Genomic DNA, 15,890 nt, shown 5'->3' on the forward strand with positions numbered 1-15,890 from the left:
CTACAATCCAAATGCCACTCTCTTTTGCAGAGGAATCCCCAAGGGGAGGGTGGGATCTTCACCGCTCCAGCTTCGTCTCGATCCGCGCCAGCGCCGCCATCACGCCCTTCGTTTGCTCTTCCAGCCGCGCGGCACTATCAGCCCATCACGATGACGAGCAGAAGGGCGACCGCAAGCCAGGCCGCAACCCAATGAGCAAACGTGAAGCGCGACATCAGACGATCCTGTTTCGCTTGTGAATCGGGTATCTCGGTATCGAGCGCGCGCGACCCTTCCCGTGCCTGCTCTTCGAGAAAGGCGAGAACGCGCGCGACATCTTCCTTTGTGAACTCCAGGCTCGACAGGAACAGGTTCCGCTTTCCGTGCGATTCGAGAATGGCATAACCCAGCCACGAACTCTTGCCTTCGTAGGCTCGGGTGATGCTACGCAGCGGCAATGTCCGGTAGCCACCGATGCCGAGATAGACGATCCGGTCGGGATGCAGCTCGATCTTTCCAAGAGCAGCGACCACACAGACCACCGGCAGCAGAAAAGACAGCAGGACCGTCGCAAGGGAAACGTCGTAGCCCTGCTGCCAGGCGGTCAGCGGCCAGACACCGCTCATCGCATAAGGCGCAAACTTCAGGGCTGTGAAGCCGAACACGGCGAGCTTCAACGCCGACCGTGACCGGATCACGCGGCTCGCGCCGCGTCTCTCGTCCTCGCGCGCCTGTATTGCCATGATGTTCCCCCTTCGGGATATAGTAGCCGATCCCATGGCGGGCCTCTACCGCTCCAACTTCGCCTCGATCCGTTCCAGCGCCGCGGTCACGCCCTTCGCGCGCTCCTCGAGCCTGGCCGTGCGCTCGACCATCTCGTCGATGCGCAGCGCCCGTGTCTCCAGCACCGAGAGGCGTTCGGCAGCCGAGCCGGCCCAGACCAGCGCCGCGGCCGATTGCAGCAGCAGCGTCACGATCACCGCGATCGGCACCCGGCGGTCGAGATGCCAGTGTTTTTCGTCGCCGTTCATGTATGCTGCTCCCATTGCCATCCCGCCGGAGACACCCCCCGCATGAATGCCGATGAATGGATGATCCTCGCCATGGGCATGGCGCTCGCCGTCGCGCCGATGCTCTTGATCTGGACCGAAAAACGCAGCCGCGCCCGTGGCATCGCCGTGCCGTCGCTCTTCACGCTCAAGGGCTACAGCGTCTCGCCCCATGCCGGCTTCGGCGCCGTCGTGGCGGTGATGCTGCTCTATCTCTCCTACCAGATGCGCGGCATCGGCCTCGGTTTCGTCTTCATGGTCTTCGGCGTCGTCGGCCTCGTCGTCGTGCTCAATCACGTGCAGAAGTCGAAGGGCGCGTGACACGCCCATAGCCGACCGCCTCGCGTTTCTCGTCGTCCGACAGGAAACCGGCCTTCCCGACCCGCTCCCACAGCGCCTCGCGTTCCGACGACAAGGCCTCGATGGCGTCGGCGTCGTACCAGAGGCGAAGCTTCGTGCCGCCTTCGTAATGCGGGCCCAGCCAGCGCGTCAGCGCGCGCGCCGTGCGGCCCAGGAGCGGCAGCACACTCGCGCGCCAGAAGGCGCGGTTGGCCTCGCGGTAATTGGCATAGGTGTTGTCGCCCGGAATGCCGAGCAGCATCGGCGGCACGCCGAAGGCCAGCGCGATGTCGCGCGCGGCTGCGTTTTTCGCCGCGATGAAATCCATGTCCTTCGGCGAAAGCCCCATCGGCTTCCAGTCAAGCCCGCCTTCAAGCAGCAGCGGCCGGCCGGCATTGGCGGGGCCTGCGTAATTGTCGGCGAGCTCACGCTTCAGCCGCTCGAACTGGTCCTCGCTGAGATTGGCGCCCGCCTCGCCGCCCTTGTAGACCAGCGCGCCGGAGGGCCTGGCCGCATTGTCGAGCAGCGCCTTGTTCCAGCCGCCGGCCGCGTTGTGGATGTCGATGGCGCAGGCGGCGGCCTCAAGCGGGCTCATGCCGTAGTGATCGTCGAGCGGATGGAAGAGCCGCATATGCAGCACCGGGCTTTCGCCGGTCGCCGCGTCGCAGGGGATCGTCACCACCCGTCCGTTGACGGCATACTCGTAGGCCGCCGGCCAGCCCGACGCCCCCGGCACCACTTTCATGCGGTCGGGGCGCAGCACATGCAGCTCACGGGGCCGCCCGTCCGCCTCCACAAGTTCGAGATAGGCGTTGCCGGCCACCTGCAGGAAGCCGAACCAGCTTTCGAAGAGGTCGGGCCCGGCCTGGCCGGCATTCGGGCGTTCGAGCAGCGTCAACAGCGGATGCTCGGCGAGCTCGCGGTCGCCCTCGTAAAGCAGCCAGGGCACATTGGCGGCACTCTCGGCAATCGCCCGCACGCAGCGATAGGCGACCGCATTGCGCTGAAAGCCCTCATCCGCCAGCGCCGCATAATCCCGCGGCGTCCAGACCGGCCGCCCCAGCGCCTGAAACGCAATCGCCGGCGCCACGCGCGACTGCTTTTCCGCGCGGGGGCCGGGGCGCATCAGGCGCGCGAATGCCATCAACGGATTGGGCATCGGTCGTCCTCGTTCGGTTTGCCGGATTTGCGGGTCACGGGTCTGGCACGACCGCCAACCCAACCAATGGTGTCACCCCGGCGCCTGTCCCGGCGAAAGCCGGGAACACCGGGATCCATGGGCGGCAGCAACAAGTGGCGAGTCAGATGGACCCCAGCTCTTGTCCCGGCGAAAGCCGGGATCACCGGGGTGACACTTTTGTTTTTGGTGAAGCAGAGAAACATTCACCACCACCCAAAATCGTCATGGCCCGCTTCATGCGGGCCATGACGAATTGAAGGGTGAGAGGTGAGGGAGCGCCAAATCATCTTCCGGCGCGAAGCGCCAACAAACCTTCTCTGCGTCTCTGCGTGAGTCCCTTCTTCCTTCTCTTCTCCGCGACTCCGCGTGAGTCCTTCCTTCTTCTTCCTTCCCTACAGCCCCCGCAGCTTCGGCTCGCCCGCCTCGCCCGACAGCATCAGCTCCGTCAGCGCCCAGACCAGGGCGTCGAGCCGGTCGGCCTCATGTGCGCGGAAGCAACCGGCCACGCGCTTTGCCTAGGCGAGCAACGAAGCGTTTCAGCTAGGAACTGTTAATCGTCTTGAGAGCTTCATCCAACGTACCGATTGCTGTATCTGCAATACCAACTGACGGTCGACGCTCGAATACGACGTTGGCGATATCCTCACCCTCGATCATCAAAAACGGCTTGAATCCCTTTTCGGCACTTTCGCTATTGGCCAAGGGTAGGATGTGCTGATCCGGACTTGTCTCTGGGGATCTCTCGTTCAGGTGCAAGTATAAACGATGGCATTTGTTCAGCAGGAGATAGCTGATTGATCCGTCCGGCGCGAAATAAAACTCCTCTAGATACCCGCGATACATCAGGACTCTGCCATCCTGCCGGATATGAGTCATTACATGTGCTTGGACGTTGGCCTGCTCATGACGGCTAACATAAATGATTTCGTATATCCACTTGTGACGCGCAAACATCCTGAGGGGGCCGATAATGACCGCCTTGCCGACGTACCGTCCCGCCCAGAAGGCCAAAGCGGACAGGCCCAAGATATAAAAAACTCCAAAGGCTGCGATAGGAAGCCAGCTATAATATCTGCGAACTATACCCACACCATTCTGGGTGCTCACATACGCATCATGAACAACGTCCACAAAATTGAGATTGAAACATTCAATAGAAACTAGATTTAGAACAAAAAATATCGTCGCGGCCAAAGCATGAGCAATAAGCGCTATCGGCAAAACAACTGCCAATTCCATCAGCACGCTAGTGCCAGCTACATCACGCGAGAACCTGTTGAGCGAGTAGATGCCGAGGAAAAAACCAATTCCCGGCTGAACAAAGGCAACTAAAAATAGTGTTTTCGCTGCAATATCCAGGTTTTAACAACCTTAAGCGAGCGCAGCAATTTTCTCTTGCTGTGCCGAATTATCATTTGGATTCACGCGCCGTCTCTCGATATAAGCGATCACTTCAGCAAGGGGCGCCGTCATGGTCCCCGCTGAACACGCCGTAATAGCCTCTTCCACGAGGTTGAAATCTCCATATGCAAGTTTTGTCAGCTTATCCAGAATCTCGGACTGCTCTTTCGACATAACGCGCATATCAATGTCTCCATGAACAACGACAAAGTGCTGGTTCAGCACCTAATGGCAAGTACACCACACTCCGGCGCTTTGCCAAAAACTCTGTGGGTCCGTGAACTGGCGATCCCGGACAGACCTTAGGGTCCAATTGATGCGGGTCGCTGTACCCCTACTGCCAACTTAGACACCCTCACTTCCAAATCGGTATCGCTCGTAAAAGTAGCATGCTGACGATACCAGCACTAACAAAATTTGATATCGCGATATCATGCCTCACATATAGAATCGTTGCTTTTTTTCTTTTAAGGCATTGCGAATAAACGGTTTCTGCAGCCTGCGGAATCCAGCCTGCAGTTACCTCTACAGCCTCCGCAGCTTCGGCTCGCCCGCCTCGCCCGACAGCATCAGTTCCGTCAGCGCCCAGACCAGCGCGTCGAGGCGGTCGGGGCTTTTTGCGCCCGGCGTCCAGTCGCACATCTGGTCCTCGAGTTTCGCAAACGCGCCGACATGATGCACGAGGCCCCGCTCGTAAAGCGCCGCCACGGGCTCGGCGTGCAGCCGCTTGCCGCGCGTCGCATGGGCGAAGGTGACATGCGTGCTGGTTAGCCCGTGAAGCGGGTCTTTACGCCGAGTCTCCGTTCGATGCTCTCGATCAGAGGGATCGTCACGCGTTCATCCATGGGGATGTTCGGCAATATGCAGTGACCGTCGGTCGCGGGGTTCTTTACATATCTGGCTTTTATCGGACCGCGAGGGCCGTAAATCGCCTTGGAAAGGTCGACAATGGAGCAACCCAGGGTCTCCAGCTCGTATATGAGTTCCGCAAGCGTCGGGCGGACGCCCAATGGCTCTGCCAAAGTCCCCCCTTTGACCGCGCGCAGGCTCAATCAGGCATACGCGGATACGTTGCCGTTTTCCGTCGAGTTTTCAAACAACCGAAGAACCGGGATGAAGGTCCGCGCCTCTCCTTCCCGAGACAACGGGAGACACACCGGCTCCGATTGCGTCGCCGTCATGCTCATGGAAGCATGCTCGAACATTCGCCGGTATTTCTCGGGAGCAGGGGATATATCGGCGAGCGGAGCGATGCCTCCGGCCAAGCCAATCATCGCATTCGCGCAGACAGCTTCTTCAAACGCCTGACACGCATCCTTGATTGTTCTTCCTTGCGCACAGATGTCGTGCTCGATGCCCTGGACAACCCAATAGTCACCGTCGGGAAACACGACCGCGCTTATCGTCACAGAGAATTCGTCAGACATTTTGCTACCCTGGGAAGCGTTCAAACCAAGCCCCCCGGTTCCCCATCCATAGCCTGCAAGCCAAAGATTTAGGCCAAATTCCCTGCAGATTCAATAGCTTATTGATACACAAGGAAAATCAAGTAGTTACAAGGTCAATTTTTGGTTCCGTTTCGAGTTCTGCGCACCTCCGCGTGCCACCCCCTTCACAACCTTCTCACCTTCGGCTCGCCCGCCTCGCCCGACAGCATCAGTTCCGTCAGCGCCCAGACCAGCGCGTCGAGGCGGTCGGGGCTTTTCGCACCCGGCGCCCAGTCGCACATCTGGTCCTCGAGTTTCGCAAACGCGCCGACATGATGCACCAGCCCGCGCTCGTAAAGCGCCGCCACGGGTTCGGCGCGCAGGCGCTTGCCGCGCGTTGCATGCACCAGCCGGATCGGCGCCTCGGGCATTTCCTGGCGCATCACCTGCGCCACCATCTCGCCGCCATTATTGGCTTCGGCGACGATCCGGTCGGCCTGATGGGCGCGGAAGCAGCCCGCCACGCGCTTTGCCCAGGCCAGCGGCGAGAGCCTGCCCATCGAACGATCGTCGATCACATAAGCCCTGCCGTCGGGCCCCAGCCCTGCGCAGACAATGCCGCATTCATCGGCACCGGCGCCGCTCGAGGCCGGCGGATCGACCGCCACCACCACGCGCACCAGGTCGCGGATGTCGCGCAACCTTCCCTTCTCGATCGTCTCGCGCGTCCACAGCGCGTCCGGATTGTCCTCGATCAGCTCGGCATCGAGTTCCTGGCGCCCCAGCCGCGTGCCGCGATAGCGCGCCATCACATTGCGCAGGAAGCCGTCGGCCAGATGGGCGCGATTGGCCGCGGTCGCGGCCCGCGTCACCGCGGTTGCCGGATCGGCCAGCAGGCGCTTGACCAGCGGCACCGGACGCGGCGTCGTCGTCATCACCTGGCGCGGCCGCGTGCCGAGGCGCAGGCCGAATTGCAACATGTCCCAGGCCGCTTCGGCGTGACGCCATTTGGCCAGCTCGTCGCCCCAGGCCGCGTCGAATTGCGGGCCCCGCAGGCTTTCGGGTTCGCCGGCCGAAAAGACATGCGCCACCGCGCCGTTCGGCCAGAGCAGACGCCGGCGCGAAACCTCGTAGCGCGGCCGCATGCCGTTCCGCGCGATGCCGCGCAGGCCCGACGGCCCGTCCACCATCACTTCGCGCACATCGGCCAGCGTCTCGCCCACGAGCGCGATGCGGCCGGCGCGGCCGGCCTCGACTTCCGCCGTCACCCATTCGGCGCCGGCCCGCGTCTTGCCGGCGCCGCGGCCGCCCAGCATCAGCCAGGTCGTCCAGCGGCCTTCGGGCGCGCGCTGATCGGCCCGCGCCCAGAAGGGCCAGCAATCATGGAGCGCCCGCGCCTCGCGCCGCGTCAGCCGCTTCACGAACAGCGCCCGCATCGGCGGCGGCAAAGCAGCGAGCGAAGCGATCTCGAAGTTCGGTGAGGATTCGCTCGTCCTCGGCGCGCCGTTTTGCTCTGTCGCTTTCGGGGTCATTCTTCTTTGCCTGCCGTGCCGCCTGTTCGATTTCATGAAGCTTGTCGGCCGAGCGCACCAGCGAGGCCAGCCGCCGCGCCTGCCGCTCGCCCAGCGCCTCGTCGCGCGTCACCTTGCGCTGCGCCTCGAGATCGGCGATCTCGCGGGCGATCAGCTTGATCAGACGTCCCGCCAGCGCCTCGGCATCGACCGGCAGCGGCGCACCGGTTGCCGTGTACTGCGTCGAGCGGATTTCCTTCCGCGTCGGCCAGCCGTCGCGTCGCGCGCGTGCCGAGATTTTCTGAAACTTGATGCCGTGCGCATCGGCGATTTCCTTGACCTTCCGCGCGCCGATCTCGTAATCGGCGCGGATGCGGTCCCAGTCGATGCCCGCATCGTCGGGCTTGCGCCGCGCCGCTTTCGGAGCCGCGCGCGGCTTCGCCGCCGCGGCGGATGTCTTCCGCTTCGTCGCCATGTTCGGTCCGGATGCAATTCTGGAGATGGACAGTAAGTGGGTATCGAGCGCGGCGCTGACAAGCGGGGATATCTTTCGAGGCGTGGTTTTTTCGCGGCAGCCAAACGCAAGGAAGGGAGGAATGCACGCAGAGACGCAGAGACGCAGAGAAGAACAATTGCGCCTTCGGCGCGAAGCGCCAGTCATTCCTCCTTTCGGCTGTCTGGAGAAAACACTGCTTTCGCGTCACCCGCTGCACCTCTGCGTCTCTGCGCCTCTGCGTGCAAACCCCTTCCCTTCGAGAATCCGCCACAACCGCCGCCGACTCGGCTATGCTCGCCCCGTCCAACCCGGAGTTCCCATGCTGCGCCGAATGATCGTCTCGCTTCGCTACACGCTGCGCCGCCACGCGCCGAGCGCGCCGCAGCGCCAGGTCGGCGCCATCCCCTATGCGGTGGTCGACGGCCAGGTCGCGGTGCTGCTGGTCACCTCGCGGCGCACCGGGCGCTGGATCTTTCCCAAGGGCGGGCTGATGACGGGGCTGACGCCGGCCGAGGCCGCCGCGCGCGAGGCCTTCGAGGAAGCCGGCGTCGAGGGCGAGGTCGCGCCCCTGCCGCTGGGCGCCTATGGCAGCTTCAAGCGGCGCGGCCTCCGGCCGCTCCCGATCGAGGTCGAACTCTATCCGCTGCGCGTCACGCAGCAGCATGAGGACTGGCCCGAGAAGCGGCAGCGCCGCCGCCACTGGGCCTCGCTGAACGAGGCCCGCAAGCTGCTGTCGGAACCGCGCCTTGCCGAACTGGCATTGATGCTGCGCGGGCAGCCGTAGCAGCGGAAAGAGGTGCCGTGCATCCCTCTCAACCCACCCGCCCCTGGGGGCGGGTCGAAAAATTCGAGCTTGCGAAGAATTTTTCGGGGCGGGGGAGAGGGCGCCGCGGCCCCCGCCCCGAAATTTGTTTCGCTTGCGCTTCACAAATTTCGACCCTCCCCAAGGGGAGGGTGGCGACAAGGAGGTAACCGACTAGTTTTTGACGGCCGCCTCAAGCCATGGTGAGTTTCAGCACCACATAGATACCGCCCGCCAGCATTCCGGCCGCCGGCACGGTGATCACCCAGGCGGCGGCGATGGTCAGCACATGGGCGCGCCGCACCAGACGGCGTGCCTCGCGCTTGGTCTGGCGGCGGATCGCCTCTTCGGGCGTCTTGTTCAGCGTGTCGGGGTCGCCGGCGCGGACCTTCTTCTTTTTCGGCGCATCGGCATTGAGGCCGTTATTGGCCAGGAATTCGCGCAGGAAGCCGACGCCGAAGACGCCGCCGATCGCGATATGGGTCGAGGAGACCGGCAGGCCCAGCGCCGAGGCGATCAGCACCGTGATGGCGGCGGCCAGCGCGACGCAGAAGGCGCGCACCGCATCCATCTTGGTGATCTTCTCGCCCACCGTGCGAATGAGGCGCGGGCCGAACAGTGCCAGGCCGAGCGCGATGCCCATGGCGCCGATCAGCAGCACCCAGAGCGGCAGCGCCACCTTGTCGGGCGCGGCCTGACCGGCCTCGGCCGCGGCCACGATGGCGGCCAGCGGACCGACTGCATTGGCGACGTCGTTGGCGCCATGCGCAAAGGACAGGAGGGCGGCGGCGAAGATCAGCGGCAGGGTGAAGAGCTTGGCCACATGCTTGCGGCGGTTCTCGATCGCCGCGGCGCGCCGCTCGACCCAGGGCCGGGTCATGAACCAGCCGGCGACGAAACCGGCCGCGCCGAGCGCCCAGACCGTTCCGGCTGCGGGCTTCCAGACACGCGAGAAGCCCTTCAGCGCCAGATACATCGCGAAGACGCCGGCCATCAGGCCGATCATCACCGGCACCCAGCGTTTCGCCGCCGCGATGCGGTCGTCGTCGCGGAACAGCACCCGCCATTTGACGAAACCGAGAAGGGCGGCCGCGATGATGCCGCCCATCACCGGCGAGATCACCCAGCTCGCCGCGATCGCGCCCATCATCGGCCAGTTGATCGCCGCCATGCCGGCGGCGGCGATGCCGGCGCCGACCACGCCGCCGACGATCGAATGGGTCGTCGAGACGGGCGCGTTGAGGAAGGTCGCGAGATGCAGCCACATGCCGGCCGCAAGGAGCGACGCCACCATCAGCATCACGAAATCGAGGACCTGGAACGCTTCGGCCGGCTGCACGATGTTGCGCGAGATCGTGTTGACGACGTCGCCGCCCGCCAGGATCGCGCCCGCCGCCTCGCAGATCGCGGCGATGACCAGCGCGGCGCCGAGCGGCAGGGCGCGGCTGCCGACCGCCGGCCCCATGTTGTTGGCGACGTCGTTGGCGCCGATGTTCAGCGCCATGTAGCCGGCGATCACGCCGCCCGCGATCACGAACAGGCTCAACGGCCCTGCCGGGGCAAGGCCGCTCATGAACAGGAACACCGCCAGCAGGAAAATGATCGCCAGACCCGGCGCCGCGATCGAGCGCGACAGCGCATAGGTCGCCTCTTCGAGACGGACGACCTTTTTCAGATCCTTGTCGAGTGTGCTCTTCGCCAAAATCGCCCCCGAATCGTCCGCCGCCCGCGGGCAGACCGGCCGGGGAGAGCCTTTAGCATTTCGGGCGGTTCCCGCCTAGGGTTTGTGACAGTTTTTTGACAGTTGCGTGACAGAGGGGGGGGTCCGCTGCCGTTTTCGCTGTCACTCGGGGGGCATCAGCGGCCAGTCGACGATGCGGTCCTCGAGGTCTTCCATGTCGACCTCGTCCTCGTAGAGAAACCGTCCGTGGACGGACATACCGGCCAGCCGTACTGCCTCGTATTCGCCCGAGACCAGCGGGTGCCACCAGGGCAGATCCTTGCCTTCCTTCAACAGCCTGTAGGCGCAGGAGGGCGGCATCCAGTCGATGTCATCGAGATTCTTCGGCGTCAGCGTCACGCAATCGGGCACGCGCACAGAGCGGTTCGGATAGTCGGAGCAGCGGCAGGTCTCCGCATCCAGCAGACGGCAGGCGATGTCGGTATATTCGATCGTGCCCGTGTCCTCGTCCTCGAGCTTGGTCAGGCAGCACTTCGCGCAGCCGTCGCAGAGGCTCTCCCACTCCGCGCGGTTCATTTCGTCAAGGCGTTTGACACGCCAGAAGGGTTCGCCGGTGCCGTTCATTCCGGGACAGAAGCGCGCGCCGCGGCTTCCGTCAAGCGGTTCCGGAAAGTCGCACTTTTCCTGCCCCCGCTTTGCCGCGATGCCGCCCTATTCCCCGCACAAAGTTGATCCAGTCTCGTTTCGGCGCAGATCCGGCTGGCACAAGGCTCGCATGAAAACCCTGTCCGGATAACGCCGGACGTGTAGCTTTCGAGGCCATTAACCGTGTCGCAGGACGATCACGATCTCTACCCGATGCGCGCGCAGCAGCGCGGCACGCCGGTGCACGACCTGCCGATACCGCCGGACAGGAATGACGGCGACCGCCCGCGCGCGAAACGGCGCTGGCAGCCCGACCTCCTCGCGACAACATCATTCATTCTGACGGCGTTCATTCTGGGCACGTTTACACTGGTCCTGTTGATGTTGCCCAACCTGCAACGGGTGATCGATGCCGGGCCCGATGAAACGCTGATGCTGACGGTGCTCGACACCAATGGCGACGAGATCGGCAGCCGCGGCAAACGCACGGCACCAACCGTTCCGCTTGGCGAACTGCCGCCCTATCTGATCATGGCCGTGCTCGCGACCGAGGATCGCCGTTTCTACCAACACAACGGTTTCGATCCGCGCGGCATCGCGCGCGCCATGTGGTCAAATCTCAAGGCGCTCGACTTCGTCGAAGGCGGATCGACGATCACGCAGCAGGTCGCCAAGAATCTCTATCTCGACAACCGCCGCACCGTCATGCGCAAGGCACAGGAAGCGCTGATCACGCTCTGGCTCGAGAGCAATCTTTCCAAGGACGAAATCCTGACGCTCTATCTCAACCGCATCTACATGGGTGCCGGCAATTACGGCATGGACGCGGCAGCGCAGTACTACTTCGGCAAGTCCGTGCGCGACGTATCGCTTGCCGAGGCCGCCATTCTGGCCGGCTTGCCGAAAGCGCCGAGCCGCTTCGCGCCCAGCAACAACCTTGAGCGTGCCCGCACCCGTGCAGGTCAGGTCCTCGACCGTCTTGTCGATTCCGGAACGCTGACCGCTCAGGAAGTCGCAGGCGCGCGCGCCAACCCGGCCGATGTCGTGATACGTGACCGCGCCGAGGGCCAGGAATACTTCGTCGACTGGGTCGCGGCACAGGCTGCCGCAACCATGCCCGGCGCGAGCGGGCGCTATACCATTCGCACAACGCTCGATCTCCGCCGCCAGAAGGCTGCGGAAGCCGCCATCACGAAAGCGCTAGCCGATGCCGGCGACGCGCGCAACGTCTCGCAGGCCGCACTGGTAGCCCTCGGTCCCGACGGCGCCGTGCGCGCGATGGTCGGCGGGCGTTCCTATCTCGAAAGCCAGTTCAACCGCGCAACGCAAGCAATGCGGCAACCGGGATCGGCGTTCAAGCCCATCGTCTATCTGGCGGCACTGGAAGCCGGCTACACGCCCGACAGTCCGGTTACGGATGAACCCGTTTCGATGGGCGGCTGGACACCACGCAACGCATCGGCGCGCGACTGGGGCACCGTCAGCCTTGCCACCGCGCTCGCTCATTCGATCAACACGATCGCGGTGCAGGTCGGCGACAAGGTCGGCATGGACCGTATCGGCAATGCCGCACGACGGCTCGGTCTCGAACGGCCCTTGCCGCGCAATCTCTCGGTCGTTCTCGGTAGCGCGGAAGTGACGCTGCTGGAGCTGACATCGGCCTATTCGGTGTTCGGAAACGAGGGACGGAGAGCCGCGCCCTACGGCATTTCCGAAATCGTCGCCGAGAACGGCGATGTACTCTACGCGCATGTACCTGACGTGACGCAAGCGACCAAGCCGGAGCATGCGCATGACATGACCTACATGCTCCATAGCGTGATGACGGATGGCACGGGACGGGGCGCCCGGATCGGGGGCCGGCTTGCCGCCGGGAAAACCGGCACCAGCCAGGACAATCGCGATGCCTGGTTCATCGGCTATACAGGCAACGAGACGGCGGGCGTCTGGTTCGGCAATGACGACAGCACGCCGACCGACGGCGCCGCCGGAAGCAATGTCGCCGCCACCGCCTGGCGCGAATACATGGCCGCCGCCCAGCAGGGACAGCCACCCGCACCACTCCCCGGCGCCGTACGCTACCGCGACGCCACAATCAGGACGGCCACCAGCGCGCCGACGGGATTCTTTGCCGAACTGAGCGACCTCTTTTCGGCTGCGCCGAAGCTTGAGGGCCGGCCGGGCAACTGGGGGCAAGGCTTCCGGCGAGGCGGCGAAACGATTGGCGGCCGGCGTTAGGACTGCGTTTGCGTCAGACGGTCCGATGCGCCATACAGGCTCATCGTCACCACCACCCAGAGATTTTCCAGCTTGGCCCCCCCGCTTCTCGCCCTTCGCGACATTCGCGTCGTCTTCGCCGACCAGGTGTTGATCGCGGGGGCGAGTTTTGCACTCGCGGCAGGCGACAGGCTGTGCCTTGTCGGGCGCAACGGTTCGGGAAAATCGACTTTGCTGCGGATTGCCGCCGGCCTTGTCGAACCCGATGGCGGCGAGATCTTCCGTCAGCCGGGCACGCGCATCGCCTATCTCGAGCAGATGCCCGACTTCGGCAAGGCTGCAAGCGTTCTCGACTTTGTAACAGCCGGCGGCGCCGAACAGCACAAGGCCTTGGCAGCTCTCGACGAATTGAAGCTTTCGCCCTCGGCTGTCCCTTCGACGCTGTCGGGCGGTGAGGGCCGCAAGGCGGCACTGGCGCGTGTGCTGGCCGAAGAACCCGATATCCTTCTGCTGGACGAACCGACCAATCATCTCGACCTGCCGTCGATCGAATGGCTGGAGCAGACGCTGTCGCAATTCCGTGGCGCCTTCGTGTTGATCAGCCATGACCGGGCGTTTCTGCGCCGCCTCACTGCGGGCTGCCTCTGGCTCGAGCGCGGCACGATCCGGCGGCTCGACAAGGGCTTCGCGGCATTTGAAGACTGGTCGGAACAGATACTGGCCGAGGAGGAGATCGTCGCGCACAAGCTCGACCGGCTGATCGAGCAGGAAACGCAATGGTCGCGCGAAGGAATTTCGGCACGGCGTACACGCAACCAGGGCCGGTTGCGTCGCCTTCATTCCATGCGCGCCGATCGCGCGCGCCGCGTCGGTCAGACCGGACGCGTCGAGCTGGTTGCCGAGAGCGGATCCGCCTCAGGTTCGCTGGTCGTCGAGGCCCGCGGGATTTCGAAGAGCTGGCCGCAACCGGATGGCAGCGAACGGGTTGCCGTGCGCGATTTTTCGACCCGCATCATGCGGGGCGACAAGGTCGGACTGATCGGACCCAATGGCGCCGGCAAGACGACGCTGCTGAAAATACTGACCGGCGCCCTTGAACCCGACAGCGGGACGGTCCGTCTCGGCACCAACCTCACGCCCGTCTATGTCGACCAGACGCGGGCGGCGCTCGATCCCGAAGCAACGCTCTGGCAGACGCTCTGCGAGGGCGGCGGCGATCAGGTCCTGGTGCGCGGCAAGCCGCGCCATGTCGTTTCCTATCTGAAGGACTTCCTGTTCCGCGAGTCGCAGGCGCGCCAGCCCGTCAAGGCGCTGTCGGGGGGCGAGCAATGCCGCCTGTTGCTGGCCCGGGCGCTCGCCAAGCCATCGAACCTGCTCATTCTCGACGAACCGACCAACGATCTCGACATGGAAACGCTCGACCTCCTGCAGGAAATGCTGGCCGATTACGACGGCACGGTGTTGCTGGTCAGCCATGACCGGGACTTTCTCGATCGCGTCGTCACCTCTGTCATCGCGCTGGACGGCAATGGCGGCGCCGTGGAATATCCGGGCGGCTATTCAGACTATCTGTCCCAGTCCCGGCGCGAAGGACCCGCGACGGCCCGAGCGGCCGCGGGGCGCGCCTCCACGCCGGCCCGACCCGACCGCGCGCGACCGGCTTCCAAGCTCAGTTACAAGGACACCAGGGCGCTGGAAGAGCTGCAGGAAAAGATGCCACGGCTGGCGCAGGAGATTGCCGTCCTTGAGAAAAAGCTCGCAGATGCGGGGCTTTACACCCGCGACCCCGACGAATTTCACCGGACGACGACACGCCACGATGCCCTCAGAGCCGAACTCGCTGCTGCCGAGGAACTCTGGCTGGAGCTTGAGCTGAAGCGCGAGGCGCTTTCCGGCGCCTGATTAACCACGCGCGCACAATCCCTTTGACTGTTGCGCTGGCACGGTTTTGGATGGTGAGAGTTTCGATTCGCTTGGGGGATTGGCGAGACGAAACGCGGGCCGAATGCGGATCCAGGAGGATCCGGGTGGGGGACTTTTGAAGCTCGTCCTGAAGCTTCTCGCTTCTTTTTCCGTCGCGCTCATCCTGGGCGTCGGTTCGGCCTTGCTTCTTCTCGGAAGCGGCGGACTTGGCGGAACGATTGCCATTGGCCCCTGGGAGTCCAGCGACGTCATCGGTTCGTCCGAGGCCGATCCCTATACACGCGCACGCGTCGCCATTGCCGGCCTTCTGGCCCTCAATCGCAACGAGACGATCTATTTCACCGCCGCGACGGATGACGAAGGCGCGCCGCTTCGCACCGAATGCACCTACAATATCTTTGGTTCCGATCCGCCGGCACGCTGGTGGAGCATCACAGCCTATGCTGCCGACCACTATCTGATCCCCAATCCGCACGACCGTTATTCCTATGGCGGCAACACGGTCGCGCGCGAGGAGGACAACAGCTTCGTGATCTCGATCGGCCGCGGCGCCCGCGATGGCAACTGGATACCGACAGGCGAGAATGACGGGTCGTTCACGCTGACGCTGCGTCTTTACAATCCGAGTGAGGCGGCCGCGCGCGATCCATCCGGGATCGTGCTGCCGCGCATCGCCAGGGAGGCATGTTCACAATGAAAACCTGGCCCATGTGGATTGCCGGCACGGTGGTTCTCGCCGCCGTCTTTCATATCCTGACCGTCTTCGCCCTGCCCTATGGCATCATGAACCGGGCGATGGCCGGTATTGCTGCACAGGCCGGTGGCGTCAACAAGGCGCTCTATCCCGAACCGGCCACCGCGGCAACGCGCGGCATTGTCCGGCCGAGTCCCGACCTTCTCTACACGGCCTGCGTCTATGACGTTGCGGCAAGGCCGTTGCGCGTCACTGCGCCCGTGCCGGACACATACTGGTCGCTTTCGATGTTTGCCGCCAATACCGACAATTTCTTTGTCGTCAACGACCGGCAGGCGCCGACCGGCCGCATCGAGATCGTCCTGGCAAACGACGAGACGACGACGGCCGGCGAAACGCCTGTCGTTGTCGCACCGAGCAGCCGCGGGATCATCCTTTTCCGCTCGCTGATCGCTTCGGACGAAGCCCGCCCCGCGATCGACGCCTTGCGGCAGCAGTCCAATTGCGAGCCGCTCTGAACCTCACATCGCCCTCATCCGCCCGGTA

The 15,890-nt window shown here is 64.0% G+C and carries 17 protein-coding genes and 1 pseudogene; 6 read left to right on the top strand and 12 right to left on the bottom strand.

Annotated elements, in window-relative coordinates:
• Window positions 1-137: 137 nt before the first annotated feature.
• Window positions 138-722: a hypothetical protein gene (locus AAC071_RS10030; RefSeq protein WP_339832170.1), complete on the bottom strand. Its 585-nt coding sequence runs from the start codon at window positions 720-722 to the stop codon at window positions 138-140.
• Between the two features lie 45 nt (window positions 723-767).
• On the bottom strand, window positions 768-1,010 hold the full coding sequence (locus AAC071_RS10035; protein WP_339832172.1) for a hypothetical protein: 243 nt from the start codon (window positions 1,008-1,010) through the stop codon (window positions 768-770).
• Window positions 1,011-1,052: 42 nt separating this feature from the next.
• Between AAC071_RS10035 and AAC071_RS10040 the strand changes: the two genes are divergently transcribed.
• A complete protein-coding gene (locus tag AAC071_RS10040; protein WP_339832174.1) occupies window positions 1,053-1,349 on the top strand; it encodes a hypothetical protein in 297 nt (98 codons plus the stop codon).
• Here AAC071_RS10040 and AAC071_RS10045 read toward each other — a convergent pair.
• The 8 genes and pseudogenes from AAC071_RS10045 to AAC071_RS10080 all read right to left on the bottom strand — a co-directional run bounded on the left by AAC071_RS10045 (window position 1,318) and on the right by AAC071_RS10080 (window position 7,361).
• Entirely contained in the window at window positions 1,318-2,526 is a 1,209-nt protein-coding gene (locus AAC071_RS10045) for a phage portal protein (RefSeq protein WP_339832176.1), read from the bottom strand. The two genes, AAC071_RS10040 and AAC071_RS10045, sit on opposite strands and share 32 nt — an antisense overlap.
• 413 nt (window positions 2,527-2,939) lie before the next feature.
• Window positions 2,940-3,053, bottom strand: coding sequence for a large terminase (locus tag AAC071_RS10050; RefSeq protein WP_339832177.1), 114 nt, complete (start codon window positions 3,051-3,053; stop codon window positions 2,940-2,942).
• Window positions 3,054-3,087: 34 nt separating this feature from the next.
• Window positions 3,088-3,786, bottom strand: coding sequence for a hypothetical protein (locus AAC071_RS10055; RefSeq protein ID WP_339832178.1), 699 nt, complete (start codon window positions 3,784-3,786; stop codon window positions 3,088-3,090).
• A gap of 132 nt (window positions 3,787-3,918) precedes the next feature.
• Window positions 3,919-4,131: a hypothetical protein gene (locus AAC071_RS10060; RefSeq protein ID WP_339832179.1), complete on the bottom strand. Its 213-nt coding sequence runs from the start codon at window positions 4,129-4,131 to the stop codon at window positions 3,919-3,921.
• 342 nt (window positions 4,132-4,473) lie between these two features.
• A pseudogene (locus AAC071_RS10065) lies at window positions 4,474-4,704 on the bottom strand (ATP-binding protein); the annotation flags it as partial.
• Between the two features lie 296 nt (window positions 4,705-5,000).
• Complete coding sequence (locus tag AAC071_RS10070) at window positions 5,001-5,375, bottom strand: hypothetical protein (protein WP_339832180.1); 375 nt, start codon at window positions 5,373-5,375, stop codon at window positions 5,001-5,003.
• Window positions 5,376-5,560: 185 nt separating this feature from the next.
• Window positions 5,561-6,796, bottom strand: a complete 1,236-nt coding sequence (locus AAC071_RS10075) for a terminase family protein (protein ID WP_339832181.1) — start codon at window positions 6,794-6,796, stop codon at window positions 5,561-5,563.
• Window positions 6,756-7,361: a hypothetical protein gene (locus AAC071_RS10080; protein WP_339832182.1), complete on the bottom strand. Its 606-nt coding sequence runs from the start codon at window positions 7,359-7,361 to the stop codon at window positions 6,756-6,758. The genes AAC071_RS10075 and AAC071_RS10080 overlap by 41 nt, the downstream gene beginning before the upstream one ends.
• 340 nt (window positions 7,362-7,701) lie before the next feature.
• Here AAC071_RS10080 and AAC071_RS10085 point away from each other — a divergent pair, with 340 nt between their 5' ends.
• Window positions 7,702-8,166: an NUDIX hydrolase gene (locus tag AAC071_RS10085; RefSeq protein ID WP_339832183.1), complete on the top strand. Its 465-nt coding sequence runs from the start codon at window positions 7,702-7,704 to the stop codon at window positions 8,164-8,166.
• Between the two features lie 211 nt (window positions 8,167-8,377).
• Here AAC071_RS10085 and AAC071_RS10090 read toward each other — a convergent pair whose 3' ends face one another.
• Together AAC071_RS10090 and AAC071_RS10095 are read right to left on the bottom strand one after the other, a co-directional pair.
• Window positions 8,378-9,886, bottom strand: coding sequence for an inorganic phosphate transporter (locus AAC071_RS10090; protein WP_339832184.1), 1,509 nt, complete (start codon window positions 9,884-9,886; stop codon window positions 8,378-8,380).
• A gap of 141 nt (window positions 9,887-10,027) precedes the next feature.
• Window positions 10,028-10,489 carry a YcgN family cysteine cluster protein gene (locus AAC071_RS10095; protein WP_339832187.1) on the bottom strand — a complete coding sequence of 154 codons (462 nt, stop codon included), beginning with the start codon at window positions 10,487-10,489 and terminating at the stop codon, window positions 10,028-10,030.
• Window positions 10,490-10,693: 204 nt separating this feature from the next.
• On the opposite strand from AAC071_RS10095, the gene AAC071_RS10100 reads away from it, so the two are divergent.
• The 4 genes from AAC071_RS10100 (at window position 10,694) to AAC071_RS10115 (ending at window position 15,862) form a co-directional block, all read left to right on the top strand.
• Complete coding sequence (locus AAC071_RS10100) at window positions 10,694-12,748, top strand: PBP1A family penicillin-binding protein (RefSeq protein WP_339832190.1); 2,055 nt, start codon at window positions 10,694-10,696, stop codon at window positions 12,746-12,748.
• Window positions 12,749-12,820: 72 nt separating this feature from the next.
• Entirely contained in the window at window positions 12,821-14,629 is a 1,809-nt protein-coding gene (locus AAC071_RS10105; protein ID WP_339832192.1) for an ATP-binding cassette domain-containing protein, read from the top strand.
• Between the two features lie 103 nt (window positions 14,630-14,732).
• Window positions 14,733-15,347 carry a DUF1214 domain-containing protein gene (locus AAC071_RS10110; protein WP_339832194.1) on the top strand — a complete coding sequence of 205 codons (615 nt, stop codon included), beginning with the start codon at window positions 14,733-14,735 and terminating at the stop codon, window positions 15,345-15,347.
• On the top strand, window positions 15,344-15,862 hold the full coding sequence (locus tag AAC071_RS10115; RefSeq protein WP_339832196.1) for a DUF1254 domain-containing protein: 519 nt from the start codon (window positions 15,344-15,346) through the stop codon (window positions 15,860-15,862). Before AAC071_RS10110 ends, AAC071_RS10115 begins: the two co-directional genes overlap by 4 nt.
• Window positions 15,863-15,890: the final 28 nt, after the last annotated feature.

Source organism: uncultured Parvibaculum sp. (assembly GCF_963975745.1).
Taxonomy (GTDB): Bacteria; Pseudomonadota; Alphaproteobacteria; order Parvibaculales; family Parvibaculaceae; genus Parvibaculum.